The following is a 23,952-nucleotide window of genomic DNA, read 5'->3' as shown; positions in this document are numbered from 1 at the left end:
TATAGAATTGTTATATAAATAACATTAAACACAATTAAAAAACTTATAAATATTTTATTTAAAAATTTTTAAGTATTTCTTTTTTTTAAAACTTTAATTAAATCAATAAATTTTATATCAATATAACTAAATAAAACTAATATATGATACATTAAATCTGCACATTCTTCGAAAACATTTTTTTTATCTTGATTTACTGCAGCAATTACTAATTCTACTGCTTCTTCTCCAATTTTTTGAGAAATTTTATTAATTCCTTTTTTATATAAATTACTTGTATATGAAGTATTATTATTGTTATTTTTATAATTTTTTAAAATACGTTCTAATTCTAAAATAAAAGAAATGTTTATATTTTTTTTATTTTGGAAACAACTTTTGTTATTTAAATGACATGTATTACCTATAGGTTGAACCAAAGCTAATAAACTATCTTTATCACAATCAGGAATAATATTAATGACTTTTAAATAATTTTTAGAAGTTTCACCTTTAGTCCATAAACGATTTTTAGTTCTAGAAAAAAAAGTTATTTTTTTTTTTTTTAATGTAATTAATAGTGATTCTTGATTTACATATCCATGCATTAAAATTTCATTAGAAGATATATCTTGTACAATAATTGGAATTAATTGATTTACTTTTTTCCAGTTTAATTCGGAAATTTGATTAATAGTTAACATGTTCTAATCTCAATGTTTTTTCTAGATAAAAATTTTTTTAATTTATTAATATTAATGATATTATCATGAAAAATAGATGCTGCTAAAGCGCCATCTACGTCTGAAAATTTAAATACATCATAAAAATGATTTATATGTCCAGCTCCGCCAGAAGCAATTAAAGGTACTTTGCATACTTTTCTTATTGTTCTTAATTGTTTAATATCATATCCATTTTTAACTCCATCTTGATTCATACAATTTAAAACAATTTCACCTGCGCCATATTTCTGTACAATTTTAACCCATTTAGAAGTTTCTAAAACTGTTTTTTTTTCATATTTAGAATCTCCAGTGTATTGGTGAACAAAATATTTTTTTTCAATTTTATGAAAATAAGAATCAATTCCAACTACAACTGCTTGAACTCCAAAATTATTTGCAATCTCAGTTATTAAAGAAGGATTATTAATAGCATGAGAATTTATAGAAATTTTATCTGCACCATAGTTAAAAATCTCTTTTGCATCTTTAAGAGTTTTAATTCCACCAGCTACGCAAAATGGAATATTAATTACTTCAGCAATCATAGAAATCCAATTTTTATTTACTAATTTTTTTTTAACAGATGCAGAAATATCATAAAATACTAATTCATCTGCTCCTTCTTGAATATATCTTTTTACCAAAGATAATATATTTCCTATAATTCTATGATTTTTAAATTGAACACCTTTAACTACTAATCCATTTTTTACATCTAAACATGGAATAATTCTTTTTGCCAACATTGTACAGCCTCAGTCATAGTAAATTTATTTTCTAAAAAAGCTTTTCCAATAATTATATCTTTAATTCCAATTTTTTTAAGATTTATTATATCTTTTAACCTTCCAATCCCTCCAGATGATTGAAAATTCATACGAGGATATTTTTTTACCAAACTTTCATATAAAGATATATTAGGACCATTTAAAGTACCATCTTGCGTAATATCTGTACATAATATATTTTTTACACCAGTGAAATAAAAATCACTTAAAATATCATTAATATCTTTTCCAGTATTTTTCTTCCATCCTGAAATTATAACTTCAGTAAAATTATTTTGAACTATAACATCTAAAGCTAAAACAATAGAATTTTTTCCATACTCTTGAATCCATTGCTTTACTTCATTTTTTTTTTCAAAAATAGCAGATCCAATTACTACTTTTTTTGCACCTAAAGAAAATAATTTTTCAATATCTTGTTTATTTCTAATACCTCCACCTACTTGAAAATTAATATTTTTTATTTGAAGTATTTCTTTTAATAAAAAACTTTGTTTATTATGAAAATTTTTTGCTCCATCTAAATCTACTATATGTATATTCTTTATTTTATTTTGTATACAATCTTGTATATATGTATAATAATCTTGTATATACATTTTTTTTAAATCATAGTTTCCTTGATATAAACGTACTATTTTACCTTGATAAAAATCTAAAGATGGAATAATCATAAAATATTAATCTCTAAAAAATTTTTTAATAAATACATACCTTTTAAACCAGATTTTTCTGGATGAAATTGTACTCCAAAAAAATTATCTTGTTGTACTGCAGAACTAAAAAAAGAACCATAATAAGTTTTTGCAACAGTAATAGAACTAATTAATGAAATATAACTATGAATAAAATAAAACCATTCTCCATTACAAATATTTTTAAATAATGGATGTTTTTTTTTAAAATAAACTTTATTCCAACCCATATGAGGTAAAATTATTTGATTATTAAATTTATAAATACATTTATTTTTAAAAATATTTAACATTAATACATCTTTACTTTCTTCACTATAATGAAAAAATAATTGCATTCCTAAACAAATACCTAAAATAGGATTTTTATATTCTTGAATTACTTTAATTAATTTTTTATTAAATAAATTTTTCATAACAGCATGTGGAGTACCAATTCCAGGAAAAATTAATTTATCAGAATTTCTAATTATGTCAGGATTATCGCTAATCACAGGATTATATTTTAGTCTTTTTATTGCCCAATAAATAGAAGATAAATTAGAAAATCCAGGATCTAAGATAACAATATTCATTATAAAACACCTTTAGAACTAGGTATATTAAATCCATTTATTTGAATAGCTTGCCCTAATGCTCTTCCAAAAGATTTAAATAAACTTTCAGCACAATGATGATCATTAAAACCTTTAGATTTTAAATGTAAAGTAATTTTCATAGAATATACTAAAGAATAAAAAAAATGATAGATCATTTCAGTACTTAAATCTCCTACTTTTTGATATTTAAATTTCGCTTGAAAATTTAAATATGGTCTATTAGAAATATCTAAAATACATGAAGAAATACTTTCATCCATAGGTAATGTAAATCCATATCTATTAATTCCTTTTTTTTTATTTAAAGATTTAGATAAACATTTTCCTAAAGTAATAGCAACATCTTCAACTATATGATGATCATCAATATCAATATCGCCTTTTGCATCAATATAAAAAGAAATATTTGAATGTATAGAAATTTGTTCTAACATATGATTAAAAAAATATATTCCTGTATTTATAAAATTTTTTCTCTTTTTATCTAAAAATATTTTAATATAAACATTAGTTTCAAGAGTTTTTCTATGTATATAAGCAAATCTATTTTTATATATAATTTTATTATAAATATCATTCCAATTTAAATTATTTCTTTCATATTTTAAACCTATTGCTCCAATATTTTTAGCTAATTGCATATCAGATTCACGATCACCTATTACAAAACATTTTCTCATAAATTTTTTTTTTTTATTAATAATCCAATTTCTTAATAAAGAAAATTTTGGTTTACGACATACACAATTATCTTGAATAAAATGAGGACATATTAATACATCACTAAAAAAAATTCCTTGAGATGAAAAAATTGAAAGCATTAAATTATGATATAAATAAAAATCATGTATAGAGAAAGTTTTTCCTAATCCATCTTGATTTGTAATCATAATAAATTTATAATTTAACTTACTTAATTTTAATAAAACAGAAATCACATTAGGTTCTAATTGAAATTTTTTTAAAGAATCAATTTGACAATCGAATTTAGGTTCTTTAATTAAAGTTCCATCTCTATCAAGAAATATAAATTTTTTATTCATTATAATATTCTCATAAACTAAGTATAATTATTTAATTTTAATAATTTTAAAAATATTTATTAAATTTATACATTCTTTATATGTTCCTACTGAAATTCTAATACAATTTTGTAATAAAATTTTAAAATTTTGATCTCTAGTTACAACTTTATATTTTAATAATTGACTAAAAACTTGTTTAGAAGAATGAAAAAATACCAAAATAAAATTTGTTGAACTAGAAAAAATTTTCTTAACATAAAATAATTTTTTTAATTCTTGTATTAAAATTTTTTTGTTTTTTTTTAATTCTAAAATATTATTTTTTAATAATATAAGATTATTTTTAGAAAGAAAAAATCTAGCAATTTGTAAAGTAGGAGTTGACAAAGGATAAGGAGCAATAATTTTTTTTATTATGTTAATAACTTCTATATGTGCAAGAATAAATCCACATCTAATACTAGCTAATCCAAAAGCTTTAGATAAAGTTCTTAAAATAATTAAATGATCAAACTTACACATTAAATCTACAACAGTATTTTTAAAACAAAATTCTATATAAGCTTCATCAATTACAACTAAACATTTATTTTTAGTAAATTTTAAAATTTCTATAATATCTTTATGATTAATTAAAGTACCAGTAGGATTATTTGGATTACAAAGATAAATTAATTTTGTATTTTTTATAAATTTTTTTAAATTCTTTAAATCTATTTGAAAATTTTTTAATTGTAAAATAGAAATAACTTTTACATTTAATATATTTGCATATACTTGATACATATCATATGTAGGTGGAAAAATCATAATAGAATCTTTTTTCGGTTCACAAAAAGCTTTAATTAATAGTTCAATAGCTTCATCAGAACCTCGTGTTGCTATAATATTTTTATAACTAATTTTGGTATAATTAGAATAAGATTTTAACAATAATTTATATTCTTTATCAGGATATCTATTTAAATTATTAAAAAAAAAATTTTTTTGTTGTTCAAAAGGTGATTCATTTGCATTTAACCAAATATCTCCATTTCCTTTAATCCTTCTAGCTGATTGATATGGTATTAATTTTTTAATATTTTTTCGAACTAATTTATGAATATCAATCATTTTTTTTATTCCTTAATAAAGATAATCTAACATCGATAGAATTTTTATGAGCTAACATATTTTCTTCTAAAGATAATTTTTGTAATACGGGCGCTAATTTTAAAAAACCATCTTGAGTTAATTCTTGTACGCTAATTTTTTTTAAAAAATCAGATACGCTAATACCAGAACAACTTCTAGATAATCCATAAGTCGGTAAAACATGATTTGTTCCAGAAGCATAATCTCCTGCAGATTCAGGCGACCATAATCCTAAAAAAATTGAACCAGCATTTTTAATTTCTTTTAAAACTTGACGCGGATTTTTAGTTTGAATGATTAAATGCTCAGGAGCATATTGATTAGAAATCTTAATACATTCTTTAATACTTTTAGTTACTATAATATAATTTTTTTTAAAAAAATTTTTTATACAAATAGAATTTTTAAAAGTCTTAATTTGAATATATATTTTTTTAATAACTAAACATGCTATTTCCTTTGAATCCGTTAATAAAATCACTTGAGATTTATTTCCATGTTCGATTTGAGATAATAAATCAGATGCAATAAAATCAGTATTTGAAGATAAATCAGCAATAATTAATAATTCAGAAGGACCTGCTAACATATCTATAGAAATAGTTTGAGAAAAAGAGTTTAATTGACGTTTAGCTTCAGTTACATATTCATTTCCAGGACCAAATATTTTATCTACTTTAGGAATACTTTGAGTACCAAAAGCTAAAGCTGAAATTGCATGAGCGCCACCTACTTGATATATATTATTTATTTGAAAAAGTTTAGCAATATATAATATTTTTTCTGATATAGGAGGAGGTGAACATACAAAAATATTTTTACATCCTGCAATTTTAGCAGGTATTACTAACATTAAAAAAGTAGAAAAAAGAGGAAATAAACCACCAGGAATATATAAACCAACAGAATCAATTGGTTGTATTAAGTGTTCACATATAACTCCAGGCATTGTTTCAATATTTAAATTTTTTGATTTTTGTTGAATATGAAAAGAATAAATATTTTTTATAGCTTGTTTAATACATTTTTTAAAATTTATGTCAATTTTTTCATCTGCTGTATTAATTTTTTCCATAGAAACTTTAATATCATTTAATTGTACTTGATCAAACAATAAAGAATATTTTTTCAATGCATCATCTTTCTTTAAAATTACATTTTTTATAATATTAGAAACATTCTTCTTAATTTTTTTATTTACATGAAAAATAGGTCTACTTAATATTTTTTTTTTTTTTTTTTTAGATAAATTTTTCCAAAAAATAATATTCTTAAAATTATTCATATTAAATTTATTCCATCATTTTTTCAATTGGTAAAACTAATATAGAAGTAGCACCTACTTTTTTTAAATTTTCCATAGTTTCCCAAAAAAGATTTTCTTTACTAACCATATGTAAAACTACTTTTTGAGGATAGCCAACTAATTTTGATATAGTTGGATTTTCAATTCCATTTAATAAAGACATAACTTGATTTAACTTAGAAATAGGAGCATGTAACATAATATACTTTGATTCTCTAGCTTGAATTACACCTTGAACACGAGTAATTAATTTATGAATTAATTCTTTTTTAAGATCAGAAATATTTCCTTTTCTAGAAATAATTTGTGCATTAGATTTATATATTACATGTACTTCTTTTAAATTATTAGCTTCTAAAGTCGCACCTGTAGAAACTAAATCACAGATCATATCTGATAATCCTACTCTAGGTGCAATTTCTACAGATCCTTTTAAAGTAAAAGATCTAAAATTTATATTTCTTTTATTAAGATATTTTTTTAAAATATATGGATAAGAAGTAGCAATAGTAAAATTTTTTAATGACTGTAAATTTTCATATTCACTACTTTTTCGACATGCTAAAGATAATCTACAAATTCCAAAATCTAAATTTAATAATAATTTATACATATTTTTTTTTTTAATACAATTTTTACTTAATATATGTTCTTTTAAAACATTTCCTCCTACTATACCTAAATCTACAATTTGATTTATTACTAATCCAGGAATATCATCATCTCTCACACGAATTACATCAATTGGCATATTTTCCGAAAATGAAATTAATTTTTTTTGTTCTAAATTAATTTTAATACCACAATTTAATAATAGCTTCTTAGAATCATAACTTAAACGACCAGATTTTTGCATAGCAATACGTAATCTATTTTTTTTTAACATTTAAACCTCAATTTTATAAAACATTATTATTAATATTGTTTAATATTATAAAATAATTAAAATAAAATTTTTAATAAAATATTTTTTAATCAAACATTATACAAGAAATATTCTAACAAATATAAATAAAAACTGTTAATATTAAATTAAAAAATATTTAAAATTTATTTCATAAAAATATTAAAATAATATATTAAAAAATAAAAAATTTAAGTTATAAAAAATCAATTAAAACTAAAATTGCTGCATCATATCCAAGTATTTTCGGAGCTTGATGAAAAGCAATTACGTTTGGATGTCTAGAAAGCCATATTGGAATATTCTTTTTTAAAATTTTTTTTCCATATCCATGCATAATATTAATACAATTTATTTTTTTTTGAATACAAAAATATATTAATTTTCCCAATTCTTTTTTAGTTTGATCTTGATTAAATCCATGTACATCTAATAAAACTTCAGGAACATAATATCCTTTTTTTAATTTATTTAAATTTTTTTTATTAAAATCATATCTACAATAATAAAGTGGATCTTTATTAAATTTATTTTTTATAGTAGAACATGAAAAATAATTACTATGTAATCGTTCTTGATATTTTATTCTTTTTTTTCGAGAAAAAAAATATACATTATTTTTTACATGATATATAGTATCTTGAATCATTTTTTTCGCTTCTTTAAAATATTCTCGAAAAAAAAATTTCTCTTTAGATTTTAAAAAATTTTGTTTACTCATTTTTACTACCACAATATTACGTTATAATATTATTTATATATGAAAAATCAAACCAAATAAAATACAAATTTTTTTTAATTAAAAATGATATTTATTAAAAATAAATAAAAATATAAATTTTATTTGTAAAATTATTTTATAATAATAACTTATCAAATTTATATTTTCAAATTTTCTTAAAATATATAATTCATAAAAAATTCTACTTTAAAAAGGTAAATTATGTCCGGAAATACTATAGGGAAAATATTTACAGTAACTACTTTTGGAGAATCTCATGGTCATTCTATAGGATGTATAATTGATGGTACACCTCCAGGTCTAAAAATATCTGAATCAGATATACAAAAAGAACTAAATAGAAGAAGACCAGGTCAATCTAAATATACTACTCAACGTAGAGAACTTGATATTGTAAAAATATTATCTGGAGTTTTTAAAAAAAAAACGACAGGTACAAGTATTGGATTAATAATAAAAAATACAGATTATAGATCTAAAGACTATCAAAACATCAAAAATTCTTTTCGTCCAGGGCATGCTGACTTTACTTACCAAAAAAAATATGGAATTAGAGATTATCGAGGAGGAGGTCGAGCATCTGCTAGAGAAACAGCTATGAGAGTAGCAGCTGGAGCAATAGCAAAAAAATATTTAAAAAAAAAATATGGAATCTTAATACAAGGATATTTATCTCAAATTGGCCATATTAAATTTAACTTAAAATCTATAAAAGAAATAGAAAATAATTGTTTTTTTTGCCCAGATAAAAAAAAAATTATTAAAATTGATAAATTAATACGTACCATTAAAAAAAATGGAGATTCAATAGGAGCTGAAATTACTACCATTGCACAAAACGTTCCAATAGGTCTAGGAGAACCTGTATTTGATAAACTAGATGCAGAACTTGCTCATTCTGTTATGAGTATCAATGCAGTAAAAGGAGTAGAAATAGGAGATGGATTTGATGTAATTCAAAAACTAGGAAGTCAGCATAGAGATGAAATAAATACGCATGGTTATTTAAGCAATAGAGATGGAGGAATTATTGGAGGAATTAGTAACGGGCAAGATATCATTATAAAAGCTGCTTTTAAACCGACCTCTAGTATTCGTATTCCAGCAAAAAGTATTAATATAAATAACGAATCCATAAATATTATTACTAAAGGAAGACATGATCCATGTGTCGGTATTCGTGCTGTACCTATAATGGAATCTATGGTTGCAATAACAATCATGGATCACATACTTAGATTTCGAGCTCAATGTTCGCAACAAATAATAAAAATATAAATTTAATAATATTTTAAAATATATTAAAAAATATTTTAAAAATATTTGAAACCGATAATTTTAAATTTTAATAAAAATGTTTTTAAAAACAACTTTATAAAAAAATTAATTTTTTATTTTTTTTGAATAAAAATACATATTAAATCATACTGATGGTGAAAAAAATGTTTAAAGGAAATATCGTTGCATTAATTACTCCAATGAATAAAAAAAGAAAAATTTGTATAGATAGTTTAACAAATATTATTAATTATCATATACATAATAAAACTAAAGCGATTGTATCGGTAGGAACTACAGGTGAATCTTCAACTTTAACTAAAAAAGAACATATTAAATTAGTATTATTAACTTTAAAAATTGCTAATAATAAAATTCCTATTATTGCAGGTACTGGAGCAAATTCAACAGAAGAAGCAATTATATTAACAAAAAAATTTGAAAATAGTGGAATATCTGCATGTTTAAGTGTAACACCATATTATAACAAACCTTCTCAAAAAGGATTATATCAACATTTTAAAAAAATCTCAGAAAACACTTCTATTCCTCAAATATTATATAACGTACCATCTAGAACAGGTTGTGATTTATTACCTAAAACTGTATATAAATTATCTAAATTTAAAAATATTATTGGAATTAAAGAAGCTAGTGGAAATTTATCTCGTGTTAATCAAATAAAATCTTTAGTAGATTCAAAATTTATTCTTCTAAGTGGAGATGATTCAACTGCTTTAGATTTTATACAATTAGGAGGACATGGTGTTATTTCAGTAACATCTAATATAGCAGCTAAAGAAATTTCTAAAATCTGTAAATTAGCTTTAAAAAAAAAATTCTCCCAAGCAAGAAAAATCAATAAAAAATTAATAAATTTAAATAATATTTTATTTATAGAATCAAACCCAATACCAATTAAATGGGCCGCAAAAAAAATTGGTTTAATTAAAAATAACATATTAAGATTGCCTATGATACCACCAAATAAAAAATTGAAGAAAATGATCTTAAATGAATTAAAAAAAGTAAATTTAGAAATTATGCAAAAAAAATATAATCATTTTATTTTATCTTAAAATATAATATTTATATAAAATAAAATTGAAATATATTTCTAAAGAAATATATTTCAATAAAAATTTATATTATTTGAAAGTAACAATTTATATTTAAAAAAATTCAAAAATATAAATTTTTAAATAAATAAATTTTTTAAAATATTTCTATATATCTTACTTAATTTATATAAATCACTAATTTTCACACATTCATTTACTTGATGTATAGTTTTATTAACTAATCCTAACTCTATAATGTCAGAATTCATGCAAGTAAAAAATCTTCCATCAGAAGTTCCTCCTGAAGTAGATAATTTTGGAAAAAATTTATTAATTTGAAAAATAGATTTTTTTACAGTTTCTAATAAAAATCCTGAATTCGTAATAAAAGGTTTTCCTGAAAAAATCCAATTTATATGATATTTTAAACCACATTGATCTAAAATTTTTTTTATCTTAAAAACAATTCTTTTTTGAGAAATTTCCGTATTATATCTAATATTTAATCCAATTTTAATTGATCCAGGAATCATATTTGTAATATTTTCATTACCTGAAGATATATAAAAAATTTGTAAATTACTAGGTTGAAAAAAATCATTTCCTAAATCTAACTTTAAATTTAAAAAATTTTTAATTGCTTGTAGAGCACTATGAATTGGATTCTTTGCAAGATTAGGATATGCAATATGTCCTTGTATACCATAAAAAATTATTTTTGCACTAATAGAACCTCTTCGGCCATTTTTAATAACATCTCCCACTTTTAAATTACTTGTAGGTTCTCCAACTAAACAATAATCTATTTTTTCATTTCTATTTTTTAAAATTTTTATAATTTTTTTCGTTCCGTCATATCCAAAAGATTCTTCATCAGATGTAATTAAAAAAGATATTCTTCCAGAAAAAAATGAAAATTTTTTCAAAAATGATTCTACAGCAATAATCATAGCAGACAAAGCACACTTCATATCTGAAGATCCACGTCCAAATAAAAAATTATCTTTAATAATTGGATCAAAAGGATCTGTTTTCCAATCATTTAAATTCCCAGGTGGTACTACATCTGTATGACCTAAAAAAGTTAATGTTTTCCCTATTCCTTTATACGCCCATAAATTATTTGTATTATTAATTTTAAATTTTTCTATAGAAAAACCAATTTTTTTTAATCGTTTAGAAATAATTTTTTGACAACCTAAATCTAAAGGACTAATAGAAGGTAATTTAATTAACTTTTTACTTAAATAAATAATATCGTCTAACATAAATATTCCTAAATTAGGAAATCAAAAATATTTTAAACACTTTTATGATTTTTTTTAATTAATTTTACCGCTTTGTGGACAATATTTTTTACAGTAAATCCAAATTTTTTAAATAAATCATTTGCAGGAGCAGATTCTCCAAAAGTTTTAATTCCTATCGTTTTTCCTTTTAAACCAATATATTTATTCCAATAATCTGGAATTCCAGCTTCAATAGAAATTCTATTAGTAATATTATCTGGTAAAACATATTTTCTATAAGATTTTTCTTGTTTGTCAAAAACATCTGTAGAAGGCATAGAAACTACTCTAACAGAATATCCTAATTTTTTTAATTTTTTTCTAACATTAACAGTTAATTCAATTTCAGATCCTGTAGAAATTAAAATTATATCTAAATCTTTCAAACTATCTTTTAGTATATAACCTCCACGATTAATATTTTTAATTTGTGCATCAGTTCTATTATTAAAAGACAAATTTTGTCTAGATAAAATTAATGCTGTAGGACCATTTTGATTTTCTATAGCGTATTTCCAAGCAAAAGCGGTTTCAATAATATCAGATGGTCTCCATACACTAACATTAGGAGTTAAACGTAAACTAGAAATTTGTTCAATAGGTTGATGAGTCGGTCCATCTTCACCTAATCCAATAGAATCATGAGTATATATTAAAATTTGTCTAGTTTTCATTAAAGCTGCCATTCTCACTGCGTTTTTAGCATATTCTAAAAAAATTAAAAAGGTAGCTGTATAAGGAATAAAACCAGAATGTTGAGAAATTCCATTTGCTATAGATGTCATTCCAAACTCTCTCACACCATAATGAATATAATTACCATACAAATTTTTATTAATAGATTTAGAACCTGACCATTTCGTTAAATTACTCGGAGAGAGATCAGCTGATCCACCAATTAATTCAGGAAGATATTTTCCTAAATATTCAATAATATTTTGAGATGCTTGTCGAGTAGACAAAGCTTTAGAAGAAGTTTTTAAAGAATTTATTAAATTTTTATTAATTTTTCTCCAATCTTGAGGTAATTTTTTATGCATACGGCGTAAATATTCTTTTGCTAATTTAGGATATTTATTTGAATATTGAAAAAATAATTTATTCCATTTATCTTCTAAATTTTTACCTTTTTCAGTAGCATCCCATTCTTTATAAATAAAATCTGGTATTTCAAACGGTTTATATTTCCAATTTAAATTTTTCTTACATAAAGCTACTTCTTCTTCACCTAAAGGAGCACCATGTACATGAGATGTATTAGCTTTGTTAGGAGATCCAAAACCAATAATAGTATTAAAAATTATAATTACTGGTTTATTTTTAATTTTTTTAGCATATTTAATAGCTTTAAAAATCTCTTCTGAATTATGTCCATCAATATTATCAATAACATACCAATTATAAGCTTCAAATCTTTTTTTTGTATTATCAGAAAACCAAGAATCAGTTTTTCCATCTATAGAAATATTGTTTTTATCATATAATACAATTAATTTTTCTAATCCTAAAGTTCCAGCTAATGAGCACGCTTCATGTGAAATTCCTTCCATTAAACAACCATCTCCAACAAACACCCAAGTATAATGATCTATAATTTTAAAATTAGGACGATTAAAATATAATCTTAATAAACGTTCAGATATAGCCATTCCTATTGCTGTAGATAAACCTTGTCCTAAAGGACCTGTAGTAGTTTCTATACCTGGAGTGTAACCAACTTCTGGATGACCAGGAGTTTTAGAATCTAATTGACGAAAATTTTTTAAATCAGAAATACTAATTTTATATCCTGTTAAATGTAATAAACTATAAAGTAATATTGAACCATGTCCATTAGAAAGAATAAATCTATCTCGATTATCCCATAATGGATTTTTCGGATTATGTTTTAAAAAAAACCTCCATAATATATCTGCAATATCAGCCATTCCCATCGGCATTCCTGGATGACCAGAATTTGCTCTTTGTATAGCATCTATGCTAATAACTCGAATAACATTAGATAAATATTTTTTAGAAAACATTTATTTCTCCTAATATAAAATTTTTAAATAATAATACAAATAAAATATTACATGTTTTTAATTACAATTTCTTCTAATAAATATTGATCTGTTCCAAATTGACGTATTCCTTGAGATAATTTTTCTACAGCCATTGAATCTTGATTGTGTAACCAAAGAAAATCAGAATGTGATAATATATCAGTATGATTAGGAAAAATCTTTTTTGGAGTAGATAATTTTTGTTTAATTATTGTATTTTTAGATTGTAATATTTCTAATAATTCTGGTGATATAGTTAAACAATCACATCCTGATAAAGATAATACTTGCTTAATATCTCTAAAACTAGCACCCATAATAACAGTTTTATAAGAATATTTTTTATAATATTTATAAATTTTTTGTACAGATTGAACACCTGGATCTAAAGATGATTTATATTGAGAACTAGAATAATTTACATTATACCAATCCGAAATTCTTCCCACAAAAGGTGAAATTAAAAATACTTTAGATTCTGCACATGCACGCGCTTGTGCAAAAGAAAATAATAAAGTTAAATTACAACGAATATTTTCTTTTTCTAATTCTTTTGCTGCTTGTATACATTCCCATGTAGCTGCAAGTTTAATTAAAATTCTAGATCGACTAATACCAAATTCTGTTTCATATAATGAAATCAGTTTTTTTGCTTTTTCTATACTTTTATGTGTATCAAAAGATAAACGAGAATCTACTTCACTAGATACAACTCCAGGTATTTTTTTTAAAATTTCTGCTCCTATACTAACAATAATTTTATCAGTAGCATTAGTAATTATTTTATTTCTATTTCCTCCTTTTTTTTTAGCATAATTAATAGATTCTTGTAATAAAGATCTATATTTTTTCATCTGTATAGCTTTTAATACTAAAGAAGGATTAGTAGTTGCATCATATGGAGTATATTTTTCAATTTTTTCAATATCTCCACTATCTATAACAATTTTAGTATATTTTTTTAATTGTTCTAATTGATTCATATAATTACCATACATTAATTAATAAAATTTATTTATCTGTTTATTTAAATAAGTTTGTTATAAAAATTTTTATTTATAAAATTTTTTAAATATTATGACTGTGTTAACTCCACCAAAACCAAAACTATTAGACATCACAATATTTAATTTTATTTTTGTATAACAAGTAATAATTTTAATATCTTTAATTTCTGGATCTAAATTTTTAATATTAATACTTGGAGCTATAAAATTGTTTTCTAACATTAATAACAGAAAAATTATTTCATGTACTCCTGAAGCGCCTAAAGAATGCCCTGTCATTGATTTAGTAGAAGAAATATATGGAATAAATTGATTTTTAAAAACTTTTTTTATTGCATTAATTTCCTTAATATCTCCAATTTTTGTTGAAGTAGCATGAACATTAATACATTCTATAGTTTGTTTTTTTATTTTTTTTATAGAAGATTTTATACATCTTTCTATACCTTTTTGTGATGGCATAAATAAACTATATCCATTAGAATTTGAACTATATGATATAATTTCTCCATATATATGTGCATTTCTTAATAAAGCTGAATTCAATTCTTCAAGAACTATTATACCGCTACCCTCTGATATCACAAATCCATCACGATTTATATCATAAACTCTAGATGATATTTTAGGATTATCATTAAAATTTTTAGATAAAACATTAATTTTATCAAAATATGAAGCTGTTTCTAAAGTTAAAGCTTCCGCACCTCCTGCAAACATAATATCCTGCTTTCCAGATTTAATTAATTCATAAGCATGACCAATACAATTAGAAGAAGTTGCACAAGCTGAACTAATAGAATAACTAATTCCATAAATATTAAAAAAAGTAGATAAACACGCTGAAATACTAGAATTCATAATTTTAAATATAGTATATATATTAACATGATCTAAATTATTACAAACATTCTTAATATGTAATTTGTTTTTTAAATTTAATAAATAATTTCTAGAAGAACAAAATCCACTACCAATTATTATGCCTACTTTAGTATTTCTTTGATATTCAGATTTCTTTAAAAAAGAATCTTTAATAGCATCTTTCATAGCTAAATAAGAAAACAAAGTTTCTGTATTCATATATTTTAAAAATTTATTTGAATTTTTTGTATTAAAATTTAAAAAAATTTTACCCCAAACATTACTTTTCATACCTAATTCTTTCATTTCATTCGAAAAAAAAATTCCAGAAAATCCATTTTTTAAAGATTTTAACACTTCAAATTTATTATTTCCTATACTAGATATTAATCCTATTCCAGTTATAACTACTCTCTTCATAAAAACCTTATATCTTTCATTATAAAATAACATTAATAATATAAACAGATATGATATAATTTTTAAAAAATGTTAATAAAAAAAAAAAATGAAAAAAAAAAAATATGGAAAAATTTTTATTATACCTACTCCTATAGGAAATATATATGATATAACATATAGATCAATTCAAGTTTTAAAAAAAATTGATTACATTGCAGCTGAAAATTATAAAAAAATAAAAAAAATTTTAAATAAATTTAATATTAGTAAACCAATTATATCTTTTAATCAACATAACGAATTTAACAAAATTCAAAAAATATTTAATAAAATCGAAAAAAAAAAAAATATCGCATTAGTTTCAGATGCTGGAACTCCAACTATTAATGATCCAGGATTTTGTTTAATTAGAGAATGTCATCAAAAAAAAATAAAAGTTATTCCATTACCTGGAGCATGTTCAGCTATTACTGCTTTAAGCGCATCTGGAATTCCTTCAAATAAATTTTGTTTTGAAGGATTTTTACCATCAAAAGAAATAAAAAGAAAAAAAATACTAAATTTATTAAAATATGAACCAAGAACTATAATTTTTTATGAAACACCACATAGAATTATAAATAGTTTACAAAATATAGTAGAAATATTAGGAAAAAAAAGAAAAATCACATTAGCTAAAGAATTAACTAAATCTTGGGAATCAATTATATTTGATACAGCTGAAAATATACTTTATAAGTATAAAAATAATAAATTAATCTGTAAAGGTGAAATAGTTTTAATTTTATCAGGTTATAAAAATTTAGAAAAAAAAATTATCTCAAAAAAAGTTAAATATATATTATCTATCTTAAAAAAATTTTTACCGAAAAATAAAATTTCTGTAATAATTTCTAAAATGTATAATATAAAAAAACAATATATATATAAATATCTTGTTAATAAAACAAAAAAATGACATATTTAAAAAAATATTATAAAATTTATATTGAAGTTGACCAGACAATCGCTCTTAAAAATTTTTTATATATTTAATTATAATTATATAATGAGAGAGGAAAGTCCGGGCTCCATTAGGACAAAGCGCCAGATAACATCTGGGAGATGAAAATCTACGAATAGTGCCACAGAAAATAACCGCCTATAAAATATTTTTTAGGTAAGGGTGAAAAGGTGTGGTAAAAGCACACCGTATGTATTGGTAACAATATATAGACATTAGGTAAACTCCGCTTGGAGAAAGGCTAAATATAGGTGATTTACGTATGGTCCATACTTTATAAACCTGGGTAAGCCGATAGAACTAAAAAGTGATTTTTAGTCAAGATTAATGATTGTCTAATACAGAATCCGGCTTATAGGTCAACTTCATAATACTAAATAAAATAATTTCAATAAATCTATTTTGGTAAAATATATTGTTATTTATTTTCCAGAAATAATCATTTTAGAAATAAAAATTGATCCACATTGTATATTTTTTCTAATATCATAATCATTACTCATAGCAATAATTTTTTTATATATATTTTTTAAATTTCCAGAAATGGTAATTTCTTTAACAGAATATTTAAACAATCCATTTTCTATAAAATATCCTGAAGCACCTCTAGAATAATCTCCATTAACAATATTTACTCCATGTCCCATTAAATCTGTTATTACTAAACCTGTATTCATTTGATATAATAAATCCTGAAAAGAAATATTATTTTTTTGTATAAAAATCCAGTTATAAATTCCTCCTAAATGACCTGTATTCTTTAAATTTAATTTTTTAGATGAATAAGAATCTAATAACCATGTTTGTAAAACTCCATTTTTTACAATAAAACGAGGTTTAGTTAAAGTTCCTTCATTATCAAATGGAGATGAAGCAATCCCTTTTTTAATATGAGGATTTTCAAAAATACTTAACCATTTTGGAAAAATTAACTTTCCTAAACTATCTAATAAAAAAGTAGATTTATTATAAACTTGATATCCAAAAATAGATTTTGCAAAATGATTAAATAAACTTGCAGCAACATCAGAAGTTAAAATGATAGAACAACGTTGAGTAATAATTTTTTTTGAATTTAATTTTAACAAAACTTTTTTTGCACATTTTTTACTTATAGATCGAGGAGATTCTAAATCATCTAATTTTCTTGAAATAGAATAATAATAATCTCTTTCTTGTGTATTGAATTTATTATTTTCTGCAACAACACAAATAGATAAAGAATATTGACTGAATTTATATGTTTGAATAAGACCTTTTGTATTTCCAAAAGCAATAATTGTATATCCACTAGAAAAACATCCACCTTCAGAATTTACAATTCTTTTGTCAAAATCTAAAGTGTATTTTTCTGTTAAATATGCCATTTTTAAACTTTCTTTTAAATTTAAATTAGATAAATGAAATAAATCTAAATCTAAAACTTTATATTTTTTTAAATTTATACTAGGAAGTGTAGAATAAATATCTTTAGATGTATATTTAGAAATTTCAATTGCTGCAGTAATAGTATTTTTAATAGATTGTATATTTAAATCTGTAGATGAAGCATATCCCTTATGATAATTAGAATATACTGTAATTGAAAAAGAACAATCTTCATGAAATTCTATATATTCTTTACTTCCATTTCTTATAACTGAATTCATATCATAAGTTTTTCTAATAAATATAAACGCTTCATCTACTTTATTTTGAGCTATTAATAAAGATTTAGAAATTATATTTTTTAAAAACTTTTCTTCATTTAAAATATCTTTGATAACATACATTTATACCTCTCTTGTAATTTATTTTAAAAATTCCTATATATGAAAATATTTTAATAAAAGTATATTTTTATTCAAATTCTAAATATTGCTATAATAATATGCATAACATATGATATATAAAATTCTTAAAAAATTATCAATTATTTAATAATAAAAAAAAAATGAATCTAAAAAAAATAAAAACTGGAACAAAAATACCAAAAGAAGTGTATGTTATTATTGAAATATCAGCATCTTCTACTCCAATAAAATATGAAATTGATAAAACTAATCAATTATTAACGGTAGATAGAATTATTCCTACAGCTATGTTTTATCCTTGTAATTACGGTTTTATTAATAAAACATTATCGTTAGATGGAGATCCTTTAGATGCTTTAGTAATTACACCTTATCCACTTCTTCCGTATTCAATTATTTTATGTAAACCTATAGGAACATTAAATATGGAAGATGAATCTGGAAAAGATTATAAAATAATATGTATACCAATAAAAAAAATATGTACTCAATATAATAATATTAAAAATATTTCTGATGTATCTCCAAAGACATTAAATCAAATAGAACATTTTTTTAAATATTACAAAAAATTAGAAAATAATAAATGGACAAAAATATTAGGATGGAAAGACAAAAATTATACATATAAAGAAATTTTAAAATCTATAAAAAGATATAAAAAAAATAAAATATAACAAAATATTATAAATATATTTCTATTTAAAAAAAAATAAAAATTTTAACGCTAAATTATTATAAATAGGTAAAAATTTAAAATGTCTAAAATTTGTCAAATTACTAAAAAAAAAGCTATTTTTGGTCATAGAAAATCATATTCTTTAAATACTACTAAAAGAAAATTTAATATTAATTTAAAAAATCATAAATTTTGGATTAAATCTGAAAAAAGATTTATTAAACTAAAAGTATCTACTCAAGCAATTAGATTAATTAATAAAAAAAGTATAGAATATTTTTTAAAAAAAATAAATAAAAAATAGGAAAAAAAAATGGCTAGAAGTTCTAGAATTAAAATTAAATTAATTTCTTCTCTAAAAACTGGACATTATTATACAACAACAAAAAATAAAAGAAATACCACACAAAAATTAAAAATAATAAAATATGATCCAATTGCACGTAAAAGAGCGTTTTATACAGAATTTAAATTAAGATAAATATATTTTTTTATATTTTCTAATTTAAGTATCTTTTTAAAAATTAAAATTAGTATAAAAATTTTATATTTTTATACTATTTTAAAAAATATTTTCTAAAAATTTTCATTTTTTTTTTTTTTTTTTTTTTTTGAAATTATAAAAACTCAAAATCTTATAAAATTTATAATTTATAAATTTATATCTTAAAAATTTCAGAAATGAGATGATATATTAAAATTAAAAAAAATAAAATAAAAAAATTTATTATATATCAATATTTTTATTTATAAGAATTATTCTAAAATATATAAAATTAATTTATATTAATTAATATAAAATATCATCTATTTCATCAAATGAAAATGTTTTTATACATTAAAAAAAATTAAAAAAAATTTTTGCTTAAAAATATTTTAATAAATAAAAATTTCAAAATAATATTAATAGTGAAACAGTTTAATTTTTATATTATTTAAAAAAAATTAACTATTAAAAATAAAAAATTGTTTTTTAAAATAAATTTTTTACAATCAAATATTTAAAAAACTATAATTAAATTATAAAGAACTTATAATAAATATCTAAGAAAATATAATATATTTTTTAAATTAAATTAGATATAAAAAAAATATATTTTTTTATAAAATTCTATTAATTTTAAAAATTAAATCAATATTTAAAATATAAATAAAATTTCATTTAAAAATTAAAAATTATATAAAATAAATTAAAATTTTTTTTAATAAATTAAATAATTTATAGAAATTTTTATATAAAAAATTTTTCTAACTACTAATTTTATTTAAGAATAAAAACCAAATGCTAAAGAACTAATAAGAAGCGTCCATCCATTTGCGCAAATAAAAATTATTAATTTTAATGGTATAGAAATAGTAGCAGGTGGAATCATCATCATTCCTAAAAGCATTAAGACACTTGAAACTAATAAATCAATAATTAAAAAAGGAAGAAAAATAGTTAATCCTATTTTAAATGCAAACTTTAATTCACTGATCATAAAAGAAGGAACAAGAACTCTAATCGGAGCATGATTAATATTATGATCACGTAACTTAATATTCATTAATTTTGAAAACATTAATAAATCTGATTGTTTTGTTTGATGCGACATAAATTGTTTTAAAGGCATTAATCCTTTATTTATAGCTGTTTTAATATTAATTTGATTATTTATAAAAGGAATATATGAATTCGAATAAATTCTATGAAAAACTGGTTGCATGATAAAAAAAGTTAAAAATAAAGATATACTAATTAAAATTTGATTTGGAGGAGAACATGGCATTCCTATAGAATTTTTTAAAAACCCTAAAATAACAACAATTCTTGTAAAACAAGTCATTGTAAATATAACAAATGGTAAAATAACCAATAAAGTAAGAAAAAATAATGTTTGAGAAGATAAAGATGTATTCACAGAATGATAAGTATGAGATAAAAAATTCTCTACAGAGAATAAATTATAAGCATAAACATTAGGTGAAAAAAATACAAACATTATTATAAAAAAAAACAAATATGTCATAATATTATTCCAAATTTTTTTTCAAAATATTAATTTAAAAAAAATAATTTCATAAATTTTTTTTATTGTATCTAAATTTTTTTACTTTTAATTTCTTTTTTTGAACTAAATTTTTTGTTTTCATAACGATGTAAAACAACTATTTTATCTGTAGTGATACCTAACACTAATCTAACGTTTTTGAGATCTAAAAAAACAATTTTTTGATTCGGACTAATTGAAATACTCGATTTAATTTTTATATAAGAATTATTTCTATAATTAGCAAAGTAAATACATCTATTTATAATAAATATTATTACAAGAATAATAATACAATAATACAAATATAAACAATTATTTGTGTTGTTTAAAGGAAAGTAATAATTAATAGATTGCAATAATGTTTTCATATTTTATGCTGTTTTGTAGTATATTAATAATGTGATTGTTTGTTATTAAATTGAAAATTCAATAATACATTTTTTAAAAAAATATTATATTTTTTATTTTTAATAAAACCATTTATTTTATTTAATAAAATTTATTTTATGTAATAAATTGATATTTTATATATTAATTTATAATTTATTATACAATTATATTAAAAATATTTTATTTTAAATAATTAAAAATAAATAAATTATATTTATAATAATTCATATATGAAATTAATTTTGTATAAAAATAATAATTTTTATACTTAAACTAATTAAAAAATATTCATTTAAAAAAAAATTATGCTCATTGTAAAATTTATTTAATTAAATAAAAATAATATTTTATATATATTAAAAAATTATTTTATATAAAAATTGTATTATATTTTTTTTTAAAATTATATGTTTTTATGTTTTATTTTCATTAGAAATATTATTATCTTTTGAATTTGTAATGTTATTTTTTGTATTACACATAATACTTATGTTACTATCTTGAATTTTTTTAGTTAATTTTTTAAAAGAAAAAAAAGAAGTTATTAATAAAACTATAAAAAAAAATAATATAAACCATGGAACTAAATGTAATATTCTGTTAAATGATTCGTTTTTTGTAATAGGTATATATGGAATTACAGGAATTTCTGGCTCAATAAAATTACAATTTACAATTTCTGTAGAATCATCTTTTAATAAAGAACATTCTATAAACTCTTTAAATAAATTTTTTATATTTAAAAATTCATTATTTACTAAAAAAATATATCTATTTTCATTATCTTCTTGTTCATTATAAATTAATAAAGATTTAGAAAAATTAGTAATCTCTCCAATATCTAAAGTAAAATTTGATTTAAAAGAACAATCAAACTTAAAATTAGAATCTTCAAGATTACTTGTATATAAATTAATTGAATTTAATATATTTTTTTTATTAAAATCAAAATTATATTTTTCATGTTTTAAAAAATTTAATATATGATATTTTTTCTTTATATCATATCTCTGATCATAATTACTAAAAATAATAGTACCATAATTTTTTTTATTCTCTTTAAGTGTATGATTATTACTATAATGTTTATTAATAATATATTTATTATTCTGAAATAAATTATAATGTTCAGAATTAAGTAAATGTTTTTTATATAATATATAAGAATTATTTTTATAATGAAATCTATTCAAATAATTTTTTTTCGTAATTTTATCTAATGTATTTTTTTTTCTAAATACATAAAATAAAAAATTTTCTATATTACTTTTATTATTATTTTGAATTAAATTAATATTATAAAAATTTTGATAATTTAATTGAAAATATAAATGATTTTTTTTTAAATTTAATGAATCTCCAAATCGATTTAAAAAAATAAAATCTGTATTTAAAAAATTTGGAATTTTTTTAGACAATAAATAAATAGTTGCATCTAAAAAATCTTCTGAAATGATATTCTGTTGTATATCAAAATTTACAAAAACTAATTCAAAAGATTTATTACATGCATCTAAAGTAAAAAAATTTTTATAAAAATTCATATGACAAAAAATATTTTTCATAAAATTAAAATTATTAATATATTTTAAAAACTTTTTTTTCAATATATCTTGAGAATTGATTTTATTATAAAATCTGTTAATTTGAAATTTCTTAAAATTAAATAATTTATTTTTTATAAAATTATTTTCTAAATTAATATTTTTCAAATAAATATTATACAAATGTATTTTTTTTTCAGGAATTAATAAAGATTTTGAAATTTTAGAATATTTATACGGAATTTTAAAATTTATTAATTTTTGAATTATTATTTGACTATTTCTTATAGATAAATTTTTACAAATAATTTTATAATATATTGATTTATTCCAATAAATTAAAGAATAAAAAATAGAAAAAATTAAAAAAAATATGAAAAGTAAAATATTTGTATTATTACGTAAATATAATAAAATATTTACTATAAATATTTTTTTTTTTATGTACTTATTTTCTTGAAAATAAAAATTCATAATTTAAAATAACCTAATTTATATAAATTATTATATTATATCTAAAAAAAAAATATATAAAACAGATTGAGTTTTTATGTATTTATTCATCTAATATAATAAAATAAAATTATATAAAGTATATAAAATTTTTTATATTAAAAATAATAAAAAACACTATAAAATAATATAACTTATATTAATCAAGTAA

Annotated in this window: 23 protein-coding genes and 1 other RNA gene; 7 read left to right on the top strand and 17 right to left on the bottom strand. The window is 20.4% G+C overall.

The features are described from left to right. Positions 1-68: 68 nt before the first annotated feature. The 9 genes from hisIE to smrB all read right to left on the bottom strand — a co-directional run bounded on the left by hisIE (position 69) and on the right by smrB (position 7,879). Complete coding sequence (gene hisIE, locus LDP12_RS01340) at positions 69-683, bottom strand: bifunctional phosphoribosyl-AMP cyclohydrolase/phosphoribosyl-ATP diphosphatase HisIE (RefSeq protein WP_265226584.1); 615 nt, start codon at positions 681-683, stop codon at positions 69-71. Continuing rightward, positions 677-1,453: an imidazole glycerol phosphate synthase subunit HisF gene (hisF, locus tag LDP12_RS01335; protein ID WP_265226583.1), complete on the bottom strand. Its 777-nt coding sequence runs from the start codon at positions 1,451-1,453 to the stop codon at positions 677-679. The genes hisIE and hisF overlap by 7 nt, the downstream gene beginning before the upstream one ends. Then, the gene (hisA, locus tag LDP12_RS01330) at positions 1,423-2,169 is read right to left on the bottom strand and encodes a 1-(5-phosphoribosyl)-5-[(5-phosphoribosylamino)methylideneamino]imidazole-4-carboxamide isomerase (RefSeq protein WP_265226582.1); all 747 of its coding nucleotides are present in this window, start codon (positions 2,167-2,169) and stop codon (positions 1,423-1,425) included. The genes hisF and hisA overlap by 31 nt, the downstream gene beginning before the upstream one ends. After that, entirely contained in the window at positions 2,166-2,765 is a 600-nt protein-coding gene (gene hisH, locus LDP12_RS01325; protein WP_265226581.1) for an imidazole glycerol phosphate synthase subunit HisH, read from the bottom strand. The genes hisA and hisH overlap by 4 nt, the downstream gene beginning before the upstream one ends. Then, on the bottom strand, positions 2,765-3,832 hold the full coding sequence (gene hisB / locus LDP12_RS01320) for a bifunctional histidinol-phosphatase/imidazoleglycerol-phosphate dehydratase HisB (RefSeq protein WP_265226580.1): 1,068 nt from the start codon (positions 3,830-3,832) through the stop codon (positions 2,765-2,767). Before hisB ends, hisH begins: the two co-directional genes overlap by 1 nt. Positions 3,833-3,859: 27 nt before the next feature. Further along, positions 3,860-4,927 carry a histidinol-phosphate transaminase gene (hisC, locus tag LDP12_RS01315; RefSeq protein ID WP_265226579.1) on the bottom strand — a complete coding sequence of 356 codons (1,068 nt, stop codon included), beginning with the start codon at positions 4,925-4,927 and terminating at the stop codon, positions 3,860-3,862. Beyond that, on the bottom strand, positions 4,920-6,233 hold the full coding sequence (gene hisD, locus LDP12_RS01310) for a histidinol dehydrogenase (protein ID WP_265226578.1): 1,314 nt from the start codon (positions 6,231-6,233) through the stop codon (positions 4,920-4,922). Before hisD ends, hisC begins: the two co-directional genes overlap by 8 nt. 7 nt (positions 6,234-6,240) lie before the next feature. Then, positions 6,241-7,140: an ATP phosphoribosyltransferase gene (hisG, locus tag LDP12_RS01305; protein ID WP_265226577.1), complete on the bottom strand. Its 900-nt coding sequence runs from the start codon at positions 7,138-7,140 to the stop codon at positions 6,241-6,243. Positions 7,141-7,354: 214 nt separating this feature from the next. Next, a complete protein-coding gene (gene smrB, locus LDP12_RS01300; protein ID WP_265226576.1) occupies positions 7,355-7,879 on the bottom strand; it encodes an endonuclease SmrB in 525 nt (174 codons plus the stop codon). A 222-nt stretch (positions 7,880-8,101) separates the two neighbouring features. Between smrB and aroC the strand changes: the two genes are divergently transcribed. Continuing rightward, positions 8,102-9,178 (top strand): chorismate synthase, encoded by a 1,077-nt coding sequence (gene aroC / locus LDP12_RS01295; protein WP_265226575.1) that lies wholly within the window; start codon positions 8,102-8,104, stop codon positions 9,176-9,178. 164 nt (positions 9,179-9,342) lie between these two features. Next, entirely contained in the window at positions 9,343-10,257 is a 915-nt protein-coding gene (gene dapA, locus LDP12_RS01290; RefSeq protein ID WP_265226574.1) for a 4-hydroxy-tetrahydrodipicolinate synthase, read from the top strand. A 119-nt stretch (positions 10,258-10,376) separates the two neighbouring features. Here the strand turns inward: dapA and dapE are convergent, their stop codons facing one another. From dapE to LDP12_RS01270, 4 genes are all read right to left on the bottom strand, one after another. After that, the gene (gene dapE, locus LDP12_RS01285) at positions 10,377-11,507 is read right to left on the bottom strand and encodes a succinyl-diaminopimelate desuccinylase (protein ID WP_265226573.1); all 1,131 of its coding nucleotides are present in this window, start codon (positions 11,505-11,507) and stop codon (positions 10,377-10,379) included. Between the two features lie 32 nt (positions 11,508-11,539). After that, positions 11,540-13,552 (bottom strand): transketolase, encoded by a 2,013-nt coding sequence (tkt, locus tag LDP12_RS01280; protein WP_265226572.1) that lies wholly within the window; start codon positions 13,550-13,552, stop codon positions 11,540-11,542. A gap of 47 nt (positions 13,553-13,599) precedes the next feature. Further along, positions 13,600-14,556 carry a transaldolase gene (gene tal / locus LDP12_RS01275; protein WP_265226571.1) on the bottom strand — a complete coding sequence of 319 codons (957 nt, stop codon included), beginning with the start codon at positions 14,554-14,556 and terminating at the stop codon, positions 13,600-13,602. A 69-nt stretch (positions 14,557-14,625) separates the two neighbouring features. Further along, on the bottom strand, positions 14,626-15,864 hold the full coding sequence (locus tag LDP12_RS01270) for a beta-ketoacyl synthase N-terminal-like domain-containing protein (protein WP_265226570.1): 1,239 nt from the start codon (positions 15,862-15,864) through the stop codon (positions 14,626-14,628). A gap of 88 nt (positions 15,865-15,952) precedes the next feature. Here LDP12_RS01270 and rsmI point away from each other — a divergent pair, with 88 nt between their 5' ends. Then, positions 15,953-16,804 (top strand): 16S rRNA (cytidine(1402)-2'-O)-methyltransferase, encoded by an 852-nt coding sequence (gene rsmI, locus LDP12_RS01265; protein ID WP_265226569.1) that lies wholly within the window; start codon positions 15,953-15,955, stop codon positions 16,802-16,804. Between the two features lie 32 nt (positions 16,805-16,836). Continuing rightward, an RNA gene (gene rnpB / locus LDP12_RS01260) (RNase P RNA component class A) lies at positions 16,837-17,220 on the top strand. 51 nt (positions 17,221-17,271) lie between these two features. Here rnpB and pmbA read toward each other — a convergent pair. After that, positions 17,272-18,621, bottom strand: coding sequence for a metalloprotease PmbA (gene pmbA, locus LDP12_RS01255; protein ID WP_265226568.1), 1,350 nt, complete (start codon positions 18,619-18,621; stop codon positions 17,272-17,274). 161 nt (positions 18,622-18,782) lie between these two features. Here pmbA and ppa point away from each other — a divergent pair, with 161 nt between their 5' ends. The 3 genes from ppa (at position 18,783) to rpmG (ending at position 19,802) form a co-directional block, all read left to right on the top strand. Then, positions 18,783-19,319, top strand: a complete 537-nt coding sequence (gene ppa / locus LDP12_RS01250; RefSeq protein WP_265226567.1) for an inorganic diphosphatase — start codon at positions 18,783-18,785, stop codon at positions 19,317-19,319. Between the two features lie 81 nt (positions 19,320-19,400). Further along, positions 19,401-19,625 (top strand): 50S ribosomal protein L28, encoded by a 225-nt coding sequence (rpmB, locus tag LDP12_RS01245; protein WP_265226566.1) that lies wholly within the window; start codon positions 19,401-19,403, stop codon positions 19,623-19,625. A 9-nt stretch (positions 19,626-19,634) separates the two neighbouring features. Beyond that, positions 19,635-19,802, top strand: a complete 168-nt coding sequence (gene rpmG / locus LDP12_RS01240) for a 50S ribosomal protein L33 (RefSeq protein WP_265226565.1) — start codon at positions 19,635-19,637, stop codon at positions 19,800-19,802. A 784-nt stretch (positions 19,803-20,586) separates the two neighbouring features. Here rpmG and fliP read toward each other — a convergent pair. The 3 genes from fliP to LDP12_RS01225 all read right to left on the bottom strand — a co-directional run bounded on the left by fliP (position 20,587) and on the right by LDP12_RS01225 (position 23,762). Beyond that, positions 20,587-21,330 (bottom strand): flagellar type III secretion system pore protein FliP, encoded by a 744-nt coding sequence (gene fliP, locus LDP12_RS01235; protein WP_265226564.1) that lies wholly within the window; start codon positions 21,328-21,330, stop codon positions 20,587-20,589. Positions 21,331-21,401: 71 nt separating this feature from the next. Beyond that, on the bottom strand, positions 21,402-21,722 hold the full coding sequence (locus LDP12_RS01230; RefSeq protein WP_265226563.1) for a flagellar biosynthetic protein FliO: 321 nt from the start codon (positions 21,720-21,722) through the stop codon (positions 21,402-21,404). Positions 21,723-22,157: 435 nt separating this feature from the next. After that, a complete protein-coding gene (locus LDP12_RS01225; RefSeq protein WP_265226562.1) occupies positions 22,158-23,762 on the bottom strand; it encodes a hypothetical protein in 1,605 nt (534 codons plus the stop codon). Positions 23,763-23,952 lie beyond the last annotated feature (190 nt).

The organism is Buchnera aphidicola (Chaitophorus viminalis) (assembly GCF_026122795.1).
In the GTDB taxonomy this organism is placed as follows: Bacteria; Pseudomonadota; Gammaproteobacteria; order Enterobacterales; family Enterobacteriaceae; genus Buchnera_J; species Buchnera_J aphidicola_BK.
This window is presented reverse-complemented; position numbering and strand designations above follow the sequence as displayed.